The 17540-nt window shown below is 58.5% G+C and carries 18 protein-coding genes, 1 pseudogene and 1 riboswitch; of the genes and pseudogenes, 11 read left to right on the top strand and 8 right to left on the bottom strand.

Annotation, left to right across the window (positions count from 1 at the left end; translation table 11 throughout):
• Positions 1–54 precede the first annotated feature (54 nt).
• Complete coding sequence (locus tag PSH65_RS23055; protein WP_305422562.1) at positions 55–300, bottom strand: hypothetical protein; 246 nt, start codon at positions 298–300, stop codon at positions 55–57.
• A gap of 157 nt (positions 301–457) precedes the next feature.
• On the opposite strand from PSH65_RS23055, the gene PSH65_RS23050 reads away from it, so the two are divergent.
• The 4 genes and pseudogenes from PSH65_RS23050 to PSH65_RS23035 all read left to right on the top strand — a co-directional run bounded on the left by PSH65_RS23050 (position 458) and on the right by PSH65_RS23035 (position 4179).
• On the top strand, positions 458–946 hold the full coding sequence (locus PSH65_RS23050; protein ID WP_305422561.1) for a PaaI family thioesterase: 489 nt from the start codon (positions 458–460) through the stop codon (positions 944–946).
• Positions 943–1395, top strand: coding sequence for a PaaI family thioesterase (locus tag PSH65_RS23045; RefSeq protein WP_030131718.1), 453 nt, complete (start codon positions 943–945; stop codon positions 1393–1395). The genes PSH65_RS23050 and PSH65_RS23045 overlap by 4 nt, the downstream gene beginning before the upstream one ends.
• 81 nt (positions 1396–1476) lie before the next feature.
• Positions 1477–3383 (top strand): annotated as a pseudogene (gene htpG, locus PSH65_RS23040) (molecular chaperone HtpG).
• 67 nt (positions 3384–3450) lie between these two features.
• Positions 3451–4179, top strand: coding sequence for a dienelactone hydrolase family protein (locus tag PSH65_RS23035; protein ID WP_305422559.1), 729 nt, complete (start codon positions 3451–3453; stop codon positions 4177–4179).
• A 147-nt stretch (positions 4180–4326) separates the two neighbouring features.
• Here PSH65_RS23035 and PSH65_RS23030 read toward each other — a convergent pair whose 3' ends face one another.
• Both PSH65_RS23030 and PSH65_RS23025 read right to left on the bottom strand, forming a co-directional pair.
• The gene (locus PSH65_RS23030; protein WP_305422557.1) at positions 4327–5202 is read right to left on the bottom strand and encodes a pirin family protein; all 876 of its coding nucleotides are present in this window, start codon (positions 5200–5202) and stop codon (positions 4327–4329) included.
• Positions 5203–5263: 61 nt separating this feature from the next.
• Positions 5264–5680, bottom strand: coding sequence for an OsmC family protein (locus PSH65_RS23025; protein WP_305422556.1), 417 nt, complete (start codon positions 5678–5680; stop codon positions 5264–5266).
• A gap of 164 nt (positions 5681–5844) precedes the next feature.
• On the opposite strand from PSH65_RS23025, the gene PSH65_RS23020 reads away from it, so the two are divergent.
• Together PSH65_RS23020 and PSH65_RS23015 are read left to right on the top strand one after the other, a co-directional pair.
• Positions 5845–6855, top strand: coding sequence for an amidohydrolase family protein (locus PSH65_RS23020; protein ID WP_305422555.1), 1011 nt, complete (start codon positions 5845–5847; stop codon positions 6853–6855).
• Positions 6856–6979: 124 nt separating this feature from the next.
• A complete protein-coding gene (locus tag PSH65_RS23015) occupies positions 6980–7444 on the top strand; it encodes a DUF3859 domain-containing protein (RefSeq protein ID WP_038979700.1) in 465 nt (154 codons plus the stop codon).
• 70 nt (positions 7445–7514) lie between these two features.
• On the opposite strand, the gene PSH65_RS23010 is transcribed toward PSH65_RS23015, so the two are convergent.
• From PSH65_RS23010 to purM, 3 genes are read right to left on the bottom strand one after another with little or no spacing between them, the layout of a single operon-like run.
• On the bottom strand, positions 7515–8228 hold the full coding sequence (locus tag PSH65_RS23010; RefSeq protein ID WP_305422554.1) for a DUF3108 domain-containing protein: 714 nt from the start codon (positions 8226–8228) through the stop codon (positions 7515–7517).
• 8 nt (positions 8229–8236) lie between these two features.
• On the bottom strand, positions 8237–8887 hold the full coding sequence (gene purN, locus PSH65_RS23005) for a phosphoribosylglycinamide formyltransferase (RefSeq protein ID WP_253548922.1): 651 nt from the start codon (positions 8885–8887) through the stop codon (positions 8237–8239).
• Entirely contained in the window at positions 8887–9945 is a 1059-nt protein-coding gene (gene purM, locus PSH65_RS23000; protein ID WP_305422552.1) for a phosphoribosylformylglycinamidine cyclo-ligase, read from the bottom strand. Before purM ends, purN begins: the two co-directional genes overlap by 1 nt.
• A gap of 388 nt (positions 9946–10333) precedes the next feature.
• On the opposite strand from purM, the gene PSH65_RS22995 reads away from it, so the two are divergent.
• The 5 genes from PSH65_RS22995 (at position 10334) to PSH65_RS22975 (ending at position 14983) form a co-directional block, all read left to right on the top strand.
• Entirely contained in the window at positions 10334–11392 is a 1059-nt protein-coding gene (locus PSH65_RS22995) for a DUF2066 domain-containing protein (protein ID WP_305422551.1), read from the top strand.
• A 30-nt stretch (positions 11393–11422) separates the two neighbouring features.
• The gene (locus tag PSH65_RS22990; protein ID WP_305422550.1) at positions 11423–12496 is read left to right on the top strand and encodes an AI-2E family transporter; all 1074 of its coding nucleotides are present in this window, start codon (positions 11423–11425) and stop codon (positions 12494–12496) included.
• Positions 12497–12724: 228 nt separating this feature from the next.
• Positions 12725–13429 carry a DnaA regulatory inactivator Hda gene (gene hda, locus PSH65_RS22985; protein ID WP_007898944.1) on the top strand — a complete coding sequence of 235 codons (705 nt, stop codon included), beginning with the start codon at positions 12725–12727 and terminating at the stop codon, positions 13427–13429.
• 215 nt (positions 13430–13644) lie between these two features.
• Complete coding sequence (locus PSH65_RS22980; RefSeq protein WP_305422549.1) at positions 13645–14280, top strand: C40 family peptidase; 636 nt, start codon at positions 13645–13647, stop codon at positions 14278–14280.
• 166 nt (positions 14281–14446) lie between these two features.
• Positions 14447–14983, top strand: coding sequence for a C40 family peptidase (locus PSH65_RS22975; RefSeq protein ID WP_305422548.1), 537 nt, complete (start codon positions 14447–14449; stop codon positions 14981–14983).
• Between the two features lie 144 nt (positions 14984–15127).
• Here PSH65_RS22975 and PSH65_RS22970 read toward each other — a convergent pair whose 3' ends face one another.
• On the bottom strand, positions 15128–16435 hold the full coding sequence (locus PSH65_RS22970) for a sorbosone dehydrogenase family protein (RefSeq protein WP_305422546.1): 1308 nt from the start codon (positions 16433–16435) through the stop codon (positions 15128–15130).
• A 68-nt stretch (positions 16436–16503) separates the two neighbouring features.
• A complete protein-coding gene (locus PSH65_RS22965; protein ID WP_305422544.1) occupies positions 16504–17088 on the bottom strand; it encodes a hypothetical protein in 585 nt (194 codons plus the stop codon).
• A gap of 154 nt (positions 17089–17242) precedes the next feature.
• Positions 17243–17477: riboswitch (cobalamin riboswitch) on the top strand.
• Positions 17478–17540 lie beyond the last annotated feature (63 nt).

The raw sequence follows: 17540 nt of genomic DNA, 5'->3' as shown, positions 1-17540 counted from the left end.
CAATAAAAAGAAAACCCGCACTTGGCGGGTTTTCTTTTATCACTAAAAACGCTTTTAGTTTTTAGGTGCTTCTGGAGCGGCTTCTTTTGTAGCTGCTGCGTTCGATTCGGCCTGAGCTTTGGCAGCTTCGGCGTTTTCTTTTGCGGCTTCGTTCACTTTATCCTGAGCTTCGCTCATTTTTTCTTGAGCTTGCTCAGAATGTTTGGCGGCATCTTGAGCTTTGTCCTCGGATTTTTTATCGCAGGCAGCGAGACCGAGGGACGCGGTCAACATCAAGGCAATAGCTAAAGTCTTACGCATGGGGTGTTTCTCCTTATGGAAAATATCTACTGGCCTTTCGAGCATGGCGATCAGGGTTAAGTTCCTCAAATCACACAGATATATAAGTTTGTTTTGCCACGGAACTTTTGCCCTCTAGCCTGCTACTTTGTCCAAACACTAAGAAGAGTTTTATCCAATGGCCGAAAACCCCGTTTTTGAGCGTGCGACGCGATTCCTGTCGGCATTGCGGCATTGTCAGGTACTCGGCATGCGCGTTCACAGCGCCAGCAGCGAAGGGCTGACGGTGATTTTGCCGTACAGCCCGCAGATCGTCGGCAACCCGCAAACCGGGGTGATTCATGGCGGTGCGCTGACCTCGCTGATGGACACTGCTTGCGGCATGGCCACCCTTTGCGTGCTGCCCGAGTTCGAAGTCTGCCCGACGCTCGACTTGCGCATCGACTACATGCACGCCGCCGAGCCGCACAAGGACGTATACGGCTTCGCCCAATGCTACCGAGTGACCACCGACGTGATCTTCGCGCGCGGTTTCGCCTATCAGGACGACCCCGAACAACCCATCGCCCATGTGGTAGGTACGTTCATGCGCATGGGCAAGGGAATCAAAGGCACCAAAGGGTTTGGCGGTGCCATTGCCGGTGCCCTTACTGGAGTTGCGAAATGACCGACACGTTCAAGGAGCAACTTCAACAGGCCCATGCGCAGGGAGACTACGCCTCGCTGCTGGACCTGATTCCCTACGCCAGACTGATCGGTGTTGAATGTTCGCGTGTCGGGGATGAGCTGCTGTTTCGTCTGCCGGCCAACAAAGACAACATTGGTAATCCTTTATTGCCGGCGATTCATGGCGGGGTGATTGCCGGCTTCATGGAACTCTCGGCGGCACTGCATCTGCTGATTTTCACCGGCTCGCCCGGTGTGCCGAAGATTATCGATTTCTCCCTCGACTACCTGCGCGCGGGGCAGTTTCGCGATACCTGGGCCAGATGCCAAGTGTGCCGACAGGGGCGCCGAGTGGCAAACGTCGCAATTACCGCCTGGCAAAGCACCGAAGCCGAGCCTATTGCCACGGCCCGCGCTCACTTCAAAATCGAAGAGCCCTTGAAATCCTGATCTCAGCCCCCAACTCTGATGACAACCCGCCGCCGACCCTCAAGGTCGCGGCTTATGCCATCTGATTGGAGTTTGATGACCATGAGTGTGGAAACTCAAAAGGAAACCCTGGGCTTCCAGACCGAGGTGAAGCAACTGCTGCACCTCATGATCCATTCGCTGTATTCCAACAAGGAAATTTTCCTTCGCGAATTGATCTCGAACGCCTCTGACGCTGTCGACAAATTACGTTTTGAAGCGCTGGCCAAGCCTGAGTTGCTGGAAGGCGGCGCCGAACTGAAAATCCGTGTGAGCTTCGATAAAGACGCTAAAACCGTCACCCTCGAAGACAACGGCATCGGCATGAGCCGTGACGACGCGGTCACCCATCTGGGTACCATCGCCAAGTCCGGCACTGCCGATTTTATGAAACACCTGTCTGGCGATCAGAAAAAAGACTCGCACCTGATCGGTCAATTCGGTGTCGGTTTCTACTCGGCCTTCATCGTCGCCCGATAAAGTCGACGTATTCAGCCGCCGTGCCGGCCTCGCTGCCAGCGAAGGCGTGCATTGGTCGTCCAAGGGCGAAGGCGAATTCGAAATCGCCACCGTCGAGAAAGCTGATCGCGGTACCCGCATCGTTCTGCACCTGAAGTCCGGTGAAGACGAGTTCGCCGATGGCTGGCGTCTGCGCAACATCATCAAGAAGTACTCCGACCACATCGCCTTGCCGATCGAGTTGCCGAAAGAAGTGGCAGCCGTTGAAGGTGAAGAGAAGCCTGCCGTTGAATGGGAAACCGTCAACCGCGCCAGCGCCCTGTGGACTCGCCCTCGCACTGAAGTGAAAGACGAGGAGTATCAGGAGTTCTACAAGCACGTCGCTCACGATTTCGAAAACCCCGCTGAGCTGGAGCCACAACAAGGTCGAAGGCAAGCTCGAGTACACCTCGCTACTTTATGTGCCGACCCGTGCTCCGTTCGACCTGTACCAGCGTGAAGCGCCGAAAGGCCTGAAGCTGTACGTGCAGCGTGTGTTCGTCATGGATCAGGCCGAGTCGTTCCTGCCGCTGTACCTGCGCTTCATCAAAGGCGTGGTCGACTCCAACGACCTGTCGCTGAACGTGTCGCGGGAAATCCTGCAGAAAGACCCGATCATCGATTCCATGAAGTCGGCGCTGACCAAGCGCGTTCTGGACATGCTGGAAAAACTGGCGAAGAACGAGCCTGAGCAATACAAAGGTTTCTGGAAGAACTTTGGTCAGGTCATGAAAGAAGGCCCGGCAGAAGACTTCGCCAACAAAGAGAAAATTGCCGGCCTGCTGCGTTTCGCGTCCACTCAGGGCGATGATGGCGAGCAGGTTGTAGGTCTGGCCGATTACCTGGCCCGCGCCAAGGAAGGTCAGGACAAGATCTACTACCTGACTGGCGAAACCTACGCGCAAGTCAAAAACAGCCCGCACCTGGAAGTCTTCCGCAAGAAAGGCATCGAAGTGCTGCTGCTGACCGATCGCATCGACGAGTGGCTGATGAGCTACCTCAACGATTTCGACGGCAAGAGCTTTGTCGACGTGGCACGCGGTGACCTGGATCTCGGCAATCTGGATTCGGAAGAAGACAAGAAAGCCGCGGAAGAAGTCGCCAAGTCCAAAGAAGGCCTGGTTGAGCGTCTCAAGACCGCTTTGGGTGAATCCGTCGCTGAAGTGCGGGTTTCCCACCGTCTGACCGATTCCCCGGCGATTCTGGCCATCGGCGAGCAGGACCTGGGCCTGCAAATGCGCCAGATCCTGGAAGCCAGCGGTCAGAAGGTTCCGGATTCGAAGCCGATCTTCGAATTCAACCCGGCTCACCCGCTGATCGAGAAACTCGACAACGAGCAGAGCGATGAGCGCTTCGGCGACCTGTCGCACATTCTGTTCGATCAGGCGGCCCTGGCGGCCGGCGACAGCTTGAAAGACCCGGCCGCTTATGTGCGCCGTCTGAACAAGCTGCTGGTTGAACTGTCGGTTTAACCGCGTTGTATAAAAACCCGCTTCGGCGGGTTTTTTCATTCTGGGGTTTTTTTACTGGGAGTTAGTCATGAGCCAAATCACTGTTCGTTCCGTCGCCTATCAGATCGACGGCCAGCCGTATGAAAGCCGTCTAGCCTTCGATGCCGACCATAAGGGCCCGCGCCCAGGCCTGTTGATGGCGCCGAACTGGATGGGCGTCAGCGCCGGTGCTGAAGAGATCGCCAAGTCGGTGGCCTCCAAGGGCTACGTGGTGTTGATCGCGGACCTCTATGGCCAGGCGACTCGTCCGCAGAACGGCGACGAGGCGGGCGCAGCAATGATGCCGTTGAAGAATGACCGCGCCTTGCTGCGCAAACGCGTACAGGCTGCCTTCGAGCAGCTCCAAGGGCAGGGCGAGGCGGCGATCGATACCTCGAAACTGGCAACGTTCGGTTTCTGCTTCGGTGGTTGCTGCGCGTTGGAACTGGCTCGTACGGGCGCGCCGGTGAAAGCGGCGGTGTCGTTCCACGGCACATTGGATACGCCGAACGTGAACGATGCGAAAAACATCAAGGGCTCGGTGCTGGTGCTGCATGGCGCTGCCGACCCGCTGGTGCCGAAAGAGCAGCTACCAGCGTTCGAAGCTGAGATGAATGCCGCGGGTGTGGATTGGCAGTTGCTGAGCTATGGCGGCGCGGTGCATTCGTTCACTGACCCGCATGCCAATGTGCCGGGCAAGATGATGTATGACGCGAAGACGGCTGCTCGCGCGTTCACGTCGATGCATAACTTGCTGGATGAAGTTTTTAAAGGTTGAGCTGTTACCAGGCGCTGACTGAGTCGGTGCCTGAACGGGCCTCATCGCGGGCAAGCCCGCTCCCACAGGGAATTGTGCCGTGCGCGAATTTTGCGAACGGCCCGGTCAACTAATGTGGGAGCGGGCTTGCCCGCGATGGCGGTGTTACTAACGCCGAAGATCCGAAGGCAGTTCGATCCGCTCACTTTCCCCCGGCACTGTCGGCCAATCCCCGGCCGCCCAGCGTCGACGCGCTTCATCGATCAACGCCGGATCACTGGCGACGAAATTCCAGTTGATCCGTCGCGGCCCATCCAGCGGCGCGCCACCAAACAGCACGGCATGACAATCGCTCTCGGCGAACAAGGTCATCTCTTCCCCCGCAGGCAACACTACCAGCGAGTGAGGTTCAATCGGCTCACCATCCAGTTGTACCTCACCGCTCAGCACATACAGTGCCCGCTCTTCATGCTCGGTGGGAATCAGCAATGTGGTCGCGGTTTGCAGGTTCAATTCGGCATACAGCGTAGGAGAAAGCACAGGGACCGGCGATTTGAGGCAAAAGCCTGATCCGGCGATCATCCGTATCTTCACGCCAAGGTTATCGCTGACGGGCAGCGTGGCAGCCGGATGGTGGCTGTAGTGTCCCGGACCGTGTTCATGATCCTTGGGCGACGCCAGCCAGATCTGTAGGCCGTGCATCGTAAAGCCGCTGTCTTTCAATGGTTCGGGCGTGCGTTCGACGTGGGCAATTGCACTGCCGGCGGTCATCCAACTGACATCGCCAGCATTCACCACCTGATCGGAACCGAGGCTGTCCTTGTGCTGGATTTGCCCTTCAAACAGGTAGGTGAGGGTGGACAGGCCGATGTGCGGATGCTGACGGATATTCATGCCTTTGCCCGCCGGGTAACGGGTTTCGAGCATGTGGTCAAAAAACACGAAAGGCCCGACGTTGCGGCATTTGGCTGACGGCAACGGGCGAAAAATCGGCTGGCCTTCGACATCTTCGGCGCGAGGGCGGATCACGAGCGGAGTGTTCATGGTGCATTCCAGGCTGAGCGGGTGACGCAGGGAGCATAACCCGCTTGCACAGCCGTTGCCGCTATTGACTGAAGGCGCCTTCGGACAGATGGGTTTCGATGCTGACTTCGGAGGTGGTCATCAGTTTGTGTACCGGGCAGCGGTCGGCCACGCGGTGCAGCTCCTCGCGCTGGGCGTCGGTGAGCACACCTTTGAGCGTGAGTTCGACGTGCAGGGCGTATTTGCCTTTCTGCTCTTCGCTGTTGTCGCGCGTGACCTCAACCTCGACGCCTGTCAGCGGGATGTCCTTCTTCTTGGCATACATTTTCAGCGTCAGGGCCTTACAGGCACCGAGGGCGGCGTCGAAGTAGTCGTGTGGTTCAGGCGCCGTGCCTTCGCCGCCAGAGGTTTTCGGCACGTCGGCAAAAAGTTCGTGGTCATCGATTTGGACGCTGTGACGAAAACCTTCGGCGGAGACGGTATTGACGGTAACAGTCATGGGAAACCTCGCGGGCAATATGAAAAGTCATTCGATCAAAAAAGACCCTGAAGTTATAGAGCATTCCTTCAAATTCGCGTTCCACTTTCTTGCCGGCTGAACCCTGGTTTGCGTGGTGCGGTCTATGTTGCTCGTACCGCAGTTGCCCATCACAGGAGAATTCCGTGCCCCCGATCCGCTTGAGCCTCGCCTGGTTGCTGGCGCTGTGCGGCACTGATACCTACGCCCGCGAATATGCCTACAGCGATGCGCACCTGCATTACGTCGATTTCTTCCAGGAAACGGCGGGCATGTCGAAATTGCTCACGGCCATGGACGACAATGCTATCGATCATGTAATGATTTCCGGCATTCCGGTGGCCAAGAAATGGCACGAAGACGAACCCAAACGCCCACGTTATTACGCCGGCGATGACGCCGATGCCTATTGGTATAGCGCGACCGATGTGATCGTCGCGGCGGCGGTGAATAAGCTGACCACAGAGCAGCGCCAGCGTTTTCACCCTTTCCTGTCAGGCTTCAACCCGAATGACAAAAACTCCGCGGCACACATCCAGCGCATGCTCGACCTCTATCCCGGGCTTTGGCAGGGCATTGGCGAAGTCTTTACCCGTCACGACGATCTGACTGCGCTGACATCCGGCGACACGCCGCGGGCCAACAACGAGGCGATGACCCGCATCTACCACCTGGCTGCCGAGAACGACTTGCCGGTGATGCTGCATTCCAACATCACCTCCAAGCGTGAGAAAAATCCGCTGTACCTGGCAGAAGTCGAGGAGCCGCTGCGCAATCATCCACACACCCGGTTTATCTGGGCTCATGCAGGCACCAGTGCGGAAATTCATCGGCACCAGACCCAGCTGGATTTTCTGTTGCCGACGCTGTCGCGAATGCTCGAGGCTTACCCCAATCTGTTCGTTGACCTGTCCTGGAGCATGCTGACGCCTTACCTGCTGGACGAGCAGGGCACGCCTCGGGATGAATGGGTGAGACTGGTGGAGCGCTTTCCGGAGCGCTTCATGCTCGGTTCCGATGTGGTGGGGCGTTTCAACAAGCTCGGTCAGGAAATGCACAGCTTCGATCCGTTTCTTGATGCCTTGCCGGAGGATGTTGCCAGAAGGGTTGCGCGGGATAATTTCCTGGCGATCCTGCCTCGGGCTGTTGTGAAGTAACAATGGGACTTCAACTCCCGGATTGGGCAAGCCCCCTCACTTCAGGGTTGCTGAACTCAAGGTTGTCATCGTCCTGTCACCCCCGCGTCATACCCTCGCGCTCATCTCAATCAAGGAGCGCACCATGCACCTCACCCGTTTAGCCGCCCTGGCCACAATGATGTTCGTCAGTGGTCTGGCCAGTGCCGAAGTCCGTGTCGAAGGCCCAGTGGAGTACGGCGTGTTCGCTGGCCCGAAAGCCGAGCTGCAATCGGGCGAGCGAGTTTTGCGCCGTAGCAATGAACAGATCCAGCAAACCGAAATCGTCCCCGCCAAACTCGGCACCAAGTTCGGTATGCGTTACCAGTTGGCCGGCAAGGTCGCCGAAGACCAGCCGCTGACTTTGCTCTATTTCACCCCGGGCATCCGTACTCCGGATGGTGTGCGTCACGACAAACTGGAAGTTACTCAAAAGCTGGTACCCGGTGCTCCGCAGGACGTGATGGCGTACGAGTTCACCGAAAGCCATGAAGTCGTTCCCGGAGAATGGCGTTTCATGGTGTTCCAGGGCGACCGTCTGTTGGCTCAGCAACGCTTTACCGTGCGCTGATCGCTCTCACCCAACCAAACGCCAGACGAAAAAAAGCCCCGCATTTGCGGGGCTTTCATGTCGTAGCGAATCAGCTGCCTTTGACCGGTTTGCCGTTGACCGTGCCGTCGAGGAGCATGATGTTGTACTCCTTGCCGTCGGTTTCGACCTGTTGCAGACGGACCAGCAAATAATCCCAATCCTTGGCGAACCACAGGACGGTGATGCGCTTGCTTTGTGTCGGGTCGCGCACGCGCTCGACCTTGATCGCTTCGATCTGGCCAGCCTTGGTGTCGACTTTCTCCGAGCCCAGCACGCGGAAGTCATAGGTATCGACTTCTCCGTCATCGACAACCTGATAGCTCATGCTTTTCTTGCCGGCGGCTACGTCATGCTGCAGCGCCAGTTGATAGGTGGACTTGTCGACCATGCCGCGATTGAGCGGAAGTTTGACGGCGTCACCGCGATCGGTGCCAGTGACCATCTTGTTGGTCCAATCGAAGTCCAGGTCGGCCTTCTTGGCTTTGCCTAGGCCACCACGTTCGAAGTGGTAGGACTGTGGCAGCAGCGTGTCCTTGTCCAGGGTCAGGGTGCTTTCTTCAGTCAGGCTGGCGATCATCATCGACGCCTTGAAGCTGAGTTTCCAGACGCCGTTGGCCCCCTTGGTCAGGCTGCGTTCGGCAGTGCCGCTCATGGGCAGCTGTTTCCAGTCGGCGGTATAGCTGGCGGAGAAGGGTTGAAGGTCTGCGGCCTGCGCAAACGGCAGGGCGAGCAGAGCGCAAGCGAAGAGCAGGGCGCGACGCATAAAATCTCCTAGGTTCGAATCAAGTGGCCGCTGGCCGCGAGTAACTGTCCGTCCAGTAAAGCACCTTGTTCACCGAGTGATAAACGACCTTCAGCAAACCAGCGTACGGCCATCGGGTAAATCAGGTGTTCCTGGGTATGGACTCGCTGCGCCAGACTCTGCGGCGAATCGTGCAACTCTACCGGTATTACTGCCTGTACGACCAGTGGTCCGCCATCGAGTTCCTCGGTGACGAAGTGCACGGAACAGCCGTGTTCAGTGTCGCCGGCCTCCAGCGCGCGCTGATGGGTGTGTAACCCTTTGTATTTGGGCAGCAGCGAAGGATGGATATTGAGCAGGCGGCCTTGATAGTGGCGCACGAAGTCAGCGCTGAGAATGCGCATGAAACCGGCCAGTACCACGAGTTTGGGGTTGAAGGCGTCGATCAGTTCGATCAGCGCGGCATCGAAGGCCTCGCGACCTTCGAAAGCCTTGTGATCCAGGGTGCGGGTGTCGATACCCGCGTCCCTGGCGCGTTGCAGGCCGTAGGCGTCGGCGCGGTTGGAGATCACCGCAGCGATGCGAACCGGGCTGTCGCCGGTTCGCGTGCTGTCGATCAAGGCCTGCAAGTTACTGCCGGTGCCGGACAACAGCACCACCACATCACAGGTCTGGGACATCAATCAGCCTTGAGGTTCTTCAGTTCAACCTGAGCCGCGCCTTCGGCAGCGGTAGCGATCTGACCGATGACCCAAGGCTGCTCGCCGGCTTCACGCAACACGTTCAGCGCGGATTCAACGTGCTCTTGAGCCACGCAGATAACCATGCCAACGCCGCAGTTCAGCACGCGGTGCATTTCGTTTTCGTTGACGTTGCCTTTCTCTTGCAGCCAGTCGAACACGGCAGGGCGAGTCCAGCTTGCAACGTCAACCACCGCTTGTGCGCCTTTTGGCAGAACGCGCGGAATGTTGTCCAGCAGGCCACCACCGGTGATGTGGGCCATGGCTTTGACAGCGCCGGTTTCCTTGATCAGCTTGAGCAGCGGCTTCACGTAGATGCGGGTCGGGGCCATCAGCAGATCAGTCAGCGGTTTGCCGTCGAGCTGGATGTTTTCGATGTCTGCACCGGACACTTCGATGATCTTGCGGATCAGCGAGTAGCCGTTGGAGTGCGGGCCGGAAGACGGCAGGGCGAGCAGGGCATCGCCGGCAGCGACTTTGGAACCGTCGATGATTTCGGACTTTTCCACGACGCCGACGCAGAAGCCGGCCAGGTCGTAGTCTTCGCCTTCGTACATGCCAGGCATTTCAGCGGTTTCGCCGCCGACCAGGGAGCAGCCGGACAGTTCACAGCCAGCGCCGATGCCGGTCACGACCTGGGTCGCGGTTTCGACGTTCAGTTTGCCGGTGGCGTAATAGTCGAGGAAGAACAGCGGCTCGGCGCCGCAGACCACCAGGTCGTTCACGCACATGGCAACCAGGTCGATGCCGATGCTGTCGTGCTTGTTCAGGTTCAGCGCCAGGCGCAGCTTGGTGCCGACGCCGTCAGTGCCAGAGACCAGCACCGGTTGTTTGTAACCGGCCGGGATTTCGCAGAGGGCGCCGAAACCGCCCAGGCCGCCCATGACTTCCGGGCGCGCAGTGCGCTTGGCGACGCTCTTGATGCGTTCGACCAATGCTTCACCGGCGTCGATGTCTACACCGGCGTCCTTGTAGCTCAGGGAGGGTTGCTTGCTCATGATCCAGGCCTTTAGGGGGGATTCAGGGGTAACGACCGGGTCCAGTGGGACCGCCGAAACAAACGAAGGCGAATGCCATCCGCGAATTTCAGGGTGCCCGGCTGTTGCCGGTCTGCGAAGGCGCGCGATTTTATCAGGCTTGAGGGGCAGCGGCCATCCTCGTGCCGACGGGCAGGGGCATATCGCGTTAAAAAAACCGATATTGCCCGTGTTGGTGGCGTCCCGGATGGCTGTATAAGGTATCGACGTTAACCGTCTATCGTTATGACAGTGCGAAAACTTACCGGGATCGGGTGAATGTTTTGCTTGAACGTGTGGTCAACAGACTCCTGGTTCAATCATCTTCACGCGGTCTGTTCCAGCCGCTCTTGTCGTCAGGAATCTTTTTATGCGTTTTCTTAAATTCTTGTTCGTGGGCTGTTTATCCGTGGTCAGCCTGACCGGTCATGCCGAAACTGTCAAAGGCCTCTACCAAGTGCGCGAGCCTGTCAGCAGCCAGACACCGGAGGAGCGCGATCAGGCAACTCAGCGGGCGCTGGATACGTTGGTGTTGCGCCTGACCGGCGACCCCAAGGCGGCGCAGAGCCCGGGTCTGGCGACCGTGCGCAAAGACCCTCAGCAGATCATCAGTCAGTTCGGTTATGAGGCCGGGCCGCCGCAGGTGCTGAAAGTCGATTTCGATCCGGCCACCACCGAACAGGCCTTGCGGCGTGCCGGGTTAGCCATGTGGGGCGCCAACCGACCGTCGATACTCGGCTGGTGGTTGAACGACTCCACTGAAGGTTCGAGCCTGGTCGGCGATGGCCAGGCCAGTGCCACGCCACTGCTTCGAGCGGCGCAACATCGCGGGCTGCCGCTGCGTTTGCCACTGGCAGACCTGAACGAGCAGATTGTCGCCACTGCGCCGAATCTGGAAAGTGCAGACCCGGCACCGCTGCGGGGCGCATCCGACCGTTACAATGCCGACGCGTTGCTGGCGGTGCATGCCCGTGAAGAGGGTGGCCAATGGCAAGCCAAGTGGCGTTTGTGGTTGGGCGATCAGAAAGAAGCCGGTAGCGCGCAGGGTGCTGATACCGCCGCGCTGGCCGATGCGGTGATGCTGGCGGTCAGCCAACGCCTGGCGCCGCGTTTTGCCGCCAAACCGGGTGCGTCGAGCGAGCAATTGCTGGAAGTGCAGGGGATGAGCCTGGAACGTTATGCGACGCTCGGGCGTTTGCTGGAGCCTTTTGGCGCGCGCCTGCAAAGCGTTGATGGCGACCGCGTGCTTTATCGGGTCAACGGCAGCCCCGATCAGTTGCGGGCGCAGTTGTCTTTGGCCAGGTTGCAGGAAATTCCGGCCGGTGAGGCGCCGGCCCCCGTGGCGCCTGTTCAACCCGTGGTTGCTGGCTCGACACCGGTCGCAGCGCCAGCCCCGGCACCGACGCCGCAGTTACGTTTTCGCTGGTAGTTTTTCTTTATATAGAAGCAGGAGTGGTACATGGCCGATACACGGCGTTGGTTCTGGCTCGGTGGGGTGGTCCTGCTTTGCGCGTTTGTTTACCTGTTGCACCCGATTCTGACACCGTTCCTGGTGGCGCTGTTGCTGGCTTATCTGTTCGACCCGCTGGTGGATCGGCTGGAGAAGTATGGTCTGTCACGGACCTGGGGCGTGGTGGCGGTGTTCGCGTTGTTCACATTGATCGTCACCGCGTTGCTGTTGGTATTGGTGCCGATGCTCGCCAAGCAGCTGTTTCGTTTGTATGAACTGGCGCCGCAGATGCTCGACTGGTTGCAGCACACCGCCGTGCCGTGGGCGCAATCGAAGATGGGGTTATCAGACGGTTTCTGGAAGTTCGACAAGCTCAAGGCGGCGTTCAGCGCGCACATGGGCCAGACCACCGATGTTGTCGGCATGGTACTGAGTCAGGCGACGGCTTCGGGCCTTGCGCTGATTGGCTGGCTGGCCAACCTGGTGCTGATTCCGGTGGTGAGTTTTTATCTGCTGCGTGACTGGGATCTGATGATGGCCAAGATCCGCAGCCTGCTGCCCCGTGATCGTGAAGAGCGCGTCATGTCCCTGGCGGGAGAATGCCATGAAGTGCTCGGGGCGTTCGTGCGCGGGCAATTGCTGGTGATGCTGGCCCTGGGCGTGATCTACGCCGCAGGCTTGATGATCGTCGGGCTGGAGCTGGGGCTGTTGATCGGTTTGATTGCCGGGTTGGCGGCGATCGTGCCGTACATGGGGTTCGTCATCGGGATTGGTGCGGCGTTGATTGCCGGTCTGTTCCAGTTCGGTGGCGATTTGTATCCCATGATCGGTATTGTCGCGGTGTTCATGGTCGGCCAGGCGCTGGAAGGCATGGTCCTGACGCCGTTGCTGGTGGGTGACCGGATCGGCCTGCACCCGGTGGCGGTGATCTTCGCGATCCTGGCCGGCGGTGAGCTGTTTGGTTTTACCGGTGTGTTGCTGGCGTTGCCGGTGGCGGCGGTAATCATGGTGCTGGTGCGTCACGTACACGATTTGTATAAGGATTCAGATATCTACGGCGGTGTCGAGGAATCCGAGCTGTAAGTTTTTAATCGCTCGTAGCGGGCAGTCTGGTTTCGTGCCAGGTTTGCCCGTATCACTCGCGTGGCTGTCACATGCGCCGTCAAAGAAACTGTCATAAAACCAGTACGTTAACGCAAACCTTTGATTTTGCTTGTGGTCTGTCGCATTGTGCGGTCAGCCTCACGGGTATAAACTTCGCAAACTTTACACAGAGGCCACTAACGGTTCCTTTGGAACTGTTCAGTCAGCATGAAACCGATTCAGCTGCCCCTAGGTGTGCGTCTGCGTGATGACGCTACCTTTATCAATTACTACCCAGGCGCCAATGCCGCTGCACTCGGCTATGTCGAGCGGCTCTGCGAAGCCGACGCCGGCTGGACGGAAAGCCTGATTTACCTCTGGGGCAAGGACGGGGTAGGACGCACGCATTTGTTGCAGGCGGCGTGTCTGCGCTTCGAACAACTGGGGGAGCCGGCGGTGTACCTGCCGCTGGCCGAGTTGCTGGACCGCGGCATCGAAATTCTCGACAACCTCGAACAGTACGAACTGGTCTGCCTGGATGATTTGCAGGCGGTCGCCGGCAAGGCGGATTGGGAAGAGGCGCTGTTCCATCTGTTCAATCGTCTGCGTGACAGCGGTCGGCGTCTGTTGATCGCGGCCTCGACATCCCCGCGCGAACTGCCGGTGAAGCTGGCAGACCTCAAGTCGCGGCTGACACTGGCACTCATCTTCCAGATGCGCCCACTCTCTGACGAAGACAAATTACGTGCTTTGCAGTTGCGTGCATCCCGTCGTGGCCTGCACCTGACTGACGAAGTCGGGCATTTTATTTTGACCCGCGGTACCCGCAGTATGAGTGCACTTTTTGAGCTGCTTGAGCGCCTCGATCAGGCCTCCCTTCAAGCCCAGCGCAAGCTGACAATCCCGTTCCTGAAAGAGACATTGGGCTGGTAAAGCTCAGGTTTTTAGCGGGTTTCGGCATATTAAAGGCGCCAGAAAATCCGCTTTCCTGCACGGTTGCAGGCTGCGCTAACGTCTAAAACGGGCTTAAGCGCTTAGATGGAAACGAGAAACCGATAAGTCACATAAAGATCGATTGAATTTGCAAATGAGGTTGATAGCGGGCATAGTCTCGGCTTCTTTAGAAACTATCAGCCACGGTCGTGCCCATGCTAAATCGCTTCGCACCCCTCGTGCCTCTCGCACTCGTCACCCTGTTGTTCGGTTGCGCTGCCCACTCTCCAGTGTCCCAGCAAGAGCCAAAACAGCAGGTTTCAAATTCAGTTACCGCGCAGTCTTCTTCCGTTCTTTTCCAGGAAGAGGTGGTCACCGATAAAGAACTGGCAGACTTCGCCGATGGCAAGTCGTACCAGCTTCCGGTTCTGGCCGACAGCATCCTCGAACGTGGCATGTCCCTGATCGGTACCCGTTACCGTTTCGGTGGTACCTCCGAAGCCGGCTTCGACTGCAGTGGCTTCATCGGTTATCTGTTCCGTGAAGAAGCCGGCATGAACCTGCCGCGCTCTACCCGCGAAATGATCAACGTTGACGCTCCTCTGGTTGCTCGCAGCGCCCTCAAGCCGGGTGACCTGCTGTTCTTCGCCACCAATGGTCGTCGCGGTCGTGTCAGCCACGCCGGGATCTACTTGGGTGACAACCAGTTCATCCACTCCAGCAGCCGCAAAAGCGGTGGTGTCCGGATCGATAGCCTGGGCGACAGCTACTGGAGCAAGACCTTCATCGAAGCCAAGCGTGCACTCGCAATGGCTCCGGCTGCAGCCCCTATCGTCACTGCACGCAAGTAAGCGGACAGTTTATAAGGCGAACTTAAAGTCTTACTTGAAGTTTGCCGCGTAGCCGCTAGAATCCTGATCTATTATTGATGGCAAACCGCCTGCGTCCTGCGCAGGCGGTTTTCTTTTCTGTCTTTACGGCAGAAAAAAGCCGCAGCCAGATCAGGATGTTCTGCTTATGACGATGTCGGCCCGCCTCACGCTCATGTTCTTCGCAGCGCTGCTCAGCGCCTGCGCCAGCCGCCCACCGCCACCTGCGCCGGTGGTCCGCGCACCGATTGTTTTCGGTCCTTCCCAAGCCTTTTCTCCTGCGGCAGAAGACGTGCTGTTTCGCGCGCTGGGTCTGGTGGGAACGCCTTACCGCTGGGGCGGCAACACGCCGGATTCCGGGTTCGATTGCAGCGGGCTGATCGGTTATGTGTATCGCGATGTCACAGGCATTTCCTTGCCGCGTTCCACGCGCGAAATGATCGGCATGCAAGCCCCCAATGTCGGCAAGGAAGGCCTGCAAACCGGTGACCTGATTTTCTTCGCCACCAATGGCGGCTCCCAGGTCAGCCACGCCGGGATCTACGTCGGCGAAGGCCGCTTCGTCCACGCGCCAGCCACGGGCGGCACGGTCAAGCTGGATAGCTTGTCCAAAGCTTACTGGCAGAAAGCCTATCTGAGCGCCAAGCGCGTCTTGCAACCTGAGCATTTGGCACATAATCCGTAGCCTGAATTGTCATGAGCGCTCGTAAACGCTGATCTCCTGTGGGAGCGGGCTTGCCCGCGATGACGTCAGCACATTCAACATCGATGTAGTCTGGGCTGCCGCTATCGCGGGCGAGCCCGCTCCCACAGGGGATGTGTGTTGTGGTTACGGAGCAGCCGACACGCGCCACACCTTGTTCCCCACATCATCCGCCACTAGCAAGCTGCCCTGCTGATCGATCACCACGCCCACCGGCCGGCCCATGGCTTTTTCCTCGTCGTTGAGGAAGCCAGTGAGCACATCCACCGGTTGTCCGGCCGGTTTGCCGGCGCTGAACGGCACGAAAATCACTTTGTAGCCACTGTGTGGCTTGCGGTTCCACGAACCATGCTGGCCGATGAATGCACCTTGGGTGAATGGCGCGGGCAACTTGCTGCCTTCGGCGAATGTCAGGCCCAGTGATGCGGTATGTGGCCCCACCGCGTAGTCCGGTGCAATCGCCTTGGCCACCAGATCAGGGTTTTGCGGTTCGACGCGAATGTCGACGTGCTGGCCGTAATAGCTGTAGGGCCAGCCGTAGAACCCGCCGTCCTTCACAGATGTGATGTAGTCCGGCACCAGGTCGCTGCCGATTTCGTCCCGCTCGTTGACGGCGGTCCACAGTGCACCGCTCTGAGGCTCCCAGGCCAGACCGTTTGGATTGCGAATCCCCGAGGCGAAGATCCGATGGCTGCCGGTGGCGCGATCGACTTCCCAGATCGCCGCGCGGCCTTCCTCCTGATCCATGCCGTTTTCACCGACGTTGCTGTTCGAGCCCACGGTGACGTACAGCTTGCTGCCATCCCTGCTGGCGATGACGTTCTTGGTCCAGTGGTGATTCAGCGTACCGCCCGGTAGATCGACCACTTTGATTGGCTGCGACTTGATCGCTGTCTCGCCGTCTTCGTAGTGGAAGCGCAGCAAGCGGTCAGTATCGGCAACGTACAGGTCCTTGCCGACCAGGGTCATGCCGAAGGGGGAGTTGAGATTTTCCAGAAATACTGTGCGGGTTTCGGCGACGCCGTCGTGGTCCTTGTCCCGCAGCAGGGTGATGCGGTTCGGGCTGGGGACGCCGGCACCGGCGCGGCCCATGACTTTGCCCATGATCCAGCCACGAATACCGCCATCGGATTTGGCCGGTGCATTGGTTTCGGCCACCAGCACATCGCCGTTGGGCAATACATAGAGCCAGCGCGGGTGTTCGAGGCCTTCGGCAAATGCCGCCACTTGAGTTCCTGGCGCGGCGACAGGTTTCTTGCCCTCAGGCCAGCCGATCGCCGGGGCGATGTTAACCGTCGGGATCAGGGTTTTATTGGGTTCTGGCAGTTTGGGCGAGGGGCCTGTGCCATCCGAGACTTGCAGGCTGGAGGTTTCACCACAGGCGGCGAGCCCTCCGGCGAGCGCGATGATGAAAACGAGCTGGGGTTTGCGCATTACTGATCTTCCCTATGAATGCATTGACGTAATCATAGAGAAGCGTAGACGCTCGATGGTTCAACCGGTCAGCCGCGGGCTTCCTTGAGCAGAACAGCGATGCCTGGATGGTAGTTGCCGGCTTCATTGCGCAACTTGCGGTAGGCGTATGGGAAATACCAGGCCACGGCGCAGCTGTGTTCCTTTTGCAGGTCGTCGACCATGTCCTGAAGTTCTTCCGGGGTAGCGCTCTGCTGAGCTTTTTGCGGCGCTACGAACAGGCAGCCGAGTTTCAGATCGCTTGCGTAGCTGATTCGCTTCGCGTCACTGGTGATGTCCGCCAATGCCTGAGTCAGGTTCAAGCTATTGACCCGCGGCCAGCGCTGGGTGGCCTGGAGATACGCGCGTTCTTCGCTGCTGGCGATAAACAGATCGGCGCGGGCGTTGCGTTCGCCTTCTTCGTTCTGCTTGCGCGTCGACGTTTGTTGCAAGGTGACCATTTCCGCCATCCAGGCCGCGGCGGAAAGCAGGCTGAGGTTGGCTTTTTCGTCGTACCAATAAGGTGTGTCGTTATCGCCGCGAACAGCGTTATAGCGGTCGATACAGTCAAACCAGCGTTCCAGCACCGGTCGCAGGAATTCCAGCTTCGGATTGCTGATGATCATGCCTTGCATGTGGCTCACCCTTGTTATTGTGTTGTGAGGTTGTGGCTCTTTGATATCACTGCTGACAGTGTGGCACAAGATTGGCGTCAGTTAATTGATCGATGGCAGTTATTCGCTCAGCGGCGTCCCGGCTTTAATTGACGCTCCACCCCCAACCCTCTAACCTTCGCGGCTTGTTTCAGGTGCTCTGTGGCGGTGGCCGACAGAGTGAAACAGGGAAGCCGGTGAGTGACTATCTTCAAGCGATGAAGAGTCATGATCCCGGCGCTGCCCCCGCAACGGTAAATGAGTAAAAGCTGCGTCTTGAGCCACTGTGTCGACTGTCGACATGGGAAGGCGCGCAGTCAGGCACAAGCCGCTCATGAGCCCGGAGACCGGCCTGATTCATCCAACGGCATCACGGTGGGCGATGCCAGGCTTCTTGCCGTCTATTCTTGTGCCTGCCCGCCGTTATCCAGCCT

It is taken from the genome of Pseudomonas sp. FP603 (genome assembly GCF_030687415.1).
GTDB lineage: Bacteria > Pseudomonadota > Gammaproteobacteria > Pseudomonadales > Pseudomonadaceae > Aquipseudomonas > Aquipseudomonas wuhanensis.
This window is presented reverse-complemented; position numbering and strand designations above follow the sequence as displayed.

Excerpts from the sequence above, each read along its gene's own strand:
- purN (WP_253548922.1), bottom strand. The coding sequence starts at position 8,887 with ATGTCCCAGACCTGTGATGTGGTGGTGCTGTTGTCCGGCACCGGCAGT.
- PSH65_RS22970 (WP_305422546.1), bottom strand. The coding sequence starts at position 16,435 with ATGCGCAAACCCCAGCTCGTTTTCATCATCGCGCTCGCCGGAGGGCTC.
- purM (WP_305422552.1), bottom strand. The coding sequence starts at position 9,945 with ATGAGCAAGCAACCCTCCCTGAGCTACAAGGACGCCGGTGTAGACATC.
- PSH65_RS22965 (WP_305422544.1), bottom strand. The coding sequence starts at position 17,088 with ATGCAAGGCATGATCATCAGCAATCCGAAGCTGGAATTCCTGCGACCG.
- PSH65_RS23045 (WP_030131718.1), top strand. The coding sequence starts at position 943 with ATGACCGACACGTTCAAGGAGCAACTTCAACAGGCCCATGCGCAGGGA.
- PSH65_RS23055 (WP_305422562.1), bottom strand. The coding sequence starts at position 300 with ATGCGTAAGACTTTAGCTATTGCCTTGATGTTGACCGCGTCCCTCGGT.
- PSH65_RS23035 (WP_305422559.1), top strand. The coding sequence starts at position 3,451 with ATGAGCCAAATCACTGTTCGTTCCGTCGCCTATCAGATCGACGGCCAG.
- PSH65_RS23050 (WP_305422561.1), top strand. The coding sequence starts at position 458 with ATGGCCGAAAACCCCGTTTTTGAGCGTGCGACGCGATTCCTGTCGGCA.
- hda (WP_007898944.1), top strand. The coding sequence starts at position 12,725 with ATGAAACCGATTCAGCTGCCCCTAGGTGTGCGTCTGCGTGATGACGCT.
- PSH65_RS22995 (WP_305422551.1), top strand. The coding sequence starts at position 10,334 with ATGCGTTTTCTTAAATTCTTGTTCGTGGGCTGTTTATCCGTGGTCAGC.
- PSH65_RS22975 (WP_305422548.1), top strand. The coding sequence starts at position 14,447 with ATGACGATGTCGGCCCGCCTCACGCTCATGTTCTTCGCAGCGCTGCTC.
- PSH65_RS23010 (WP_305422554.1), bottom strand. The coding sequence starts at position 8,228 with ATGCGTCGCGCCCTGCTCTTCGCTTGCGCTCTGCTCGCCCTGCCGTTT.
- PSH65_RS22990 (WP_305422550.1), top strand. The coding sequence starts at position 11,423 with ATGGCCGATACACGGCGTTGGTTCTGGCTCGGTGGGGTGGTCCTGCTT.
- PSH65_RS23030 (WP_305422557.1), bottom strand. The coding sequence starts at position 5,202 with ATGAACACTCCGCTCGTGATCCGCCCTCGCGCCGAAGATGTCGAAGGC.
- PSH65_RS23025 (WP_305422556.1), bottom strand. The coding sequence starts at position 5,680 with ATGACTGTTACCGTCAATACCGTCTCCGCCGAAGGTTTTCGTCACAGC.
- PSH65_RS22980 (WP_305422549.1), top strand. The coding sequence starts at position 13,645 with ATGCTAAATCGCTTCGCACCCCTCGTGCCTCTCGCACTCGTCACCCTG.
- PSH65_RS23015 (WP_038979700.1), top strand. The coding sequence starts at position 6,980 with ATGCACCTCACCCGTTTAGCCGCCCTGGCCACAATGATGTTCGTCAGT.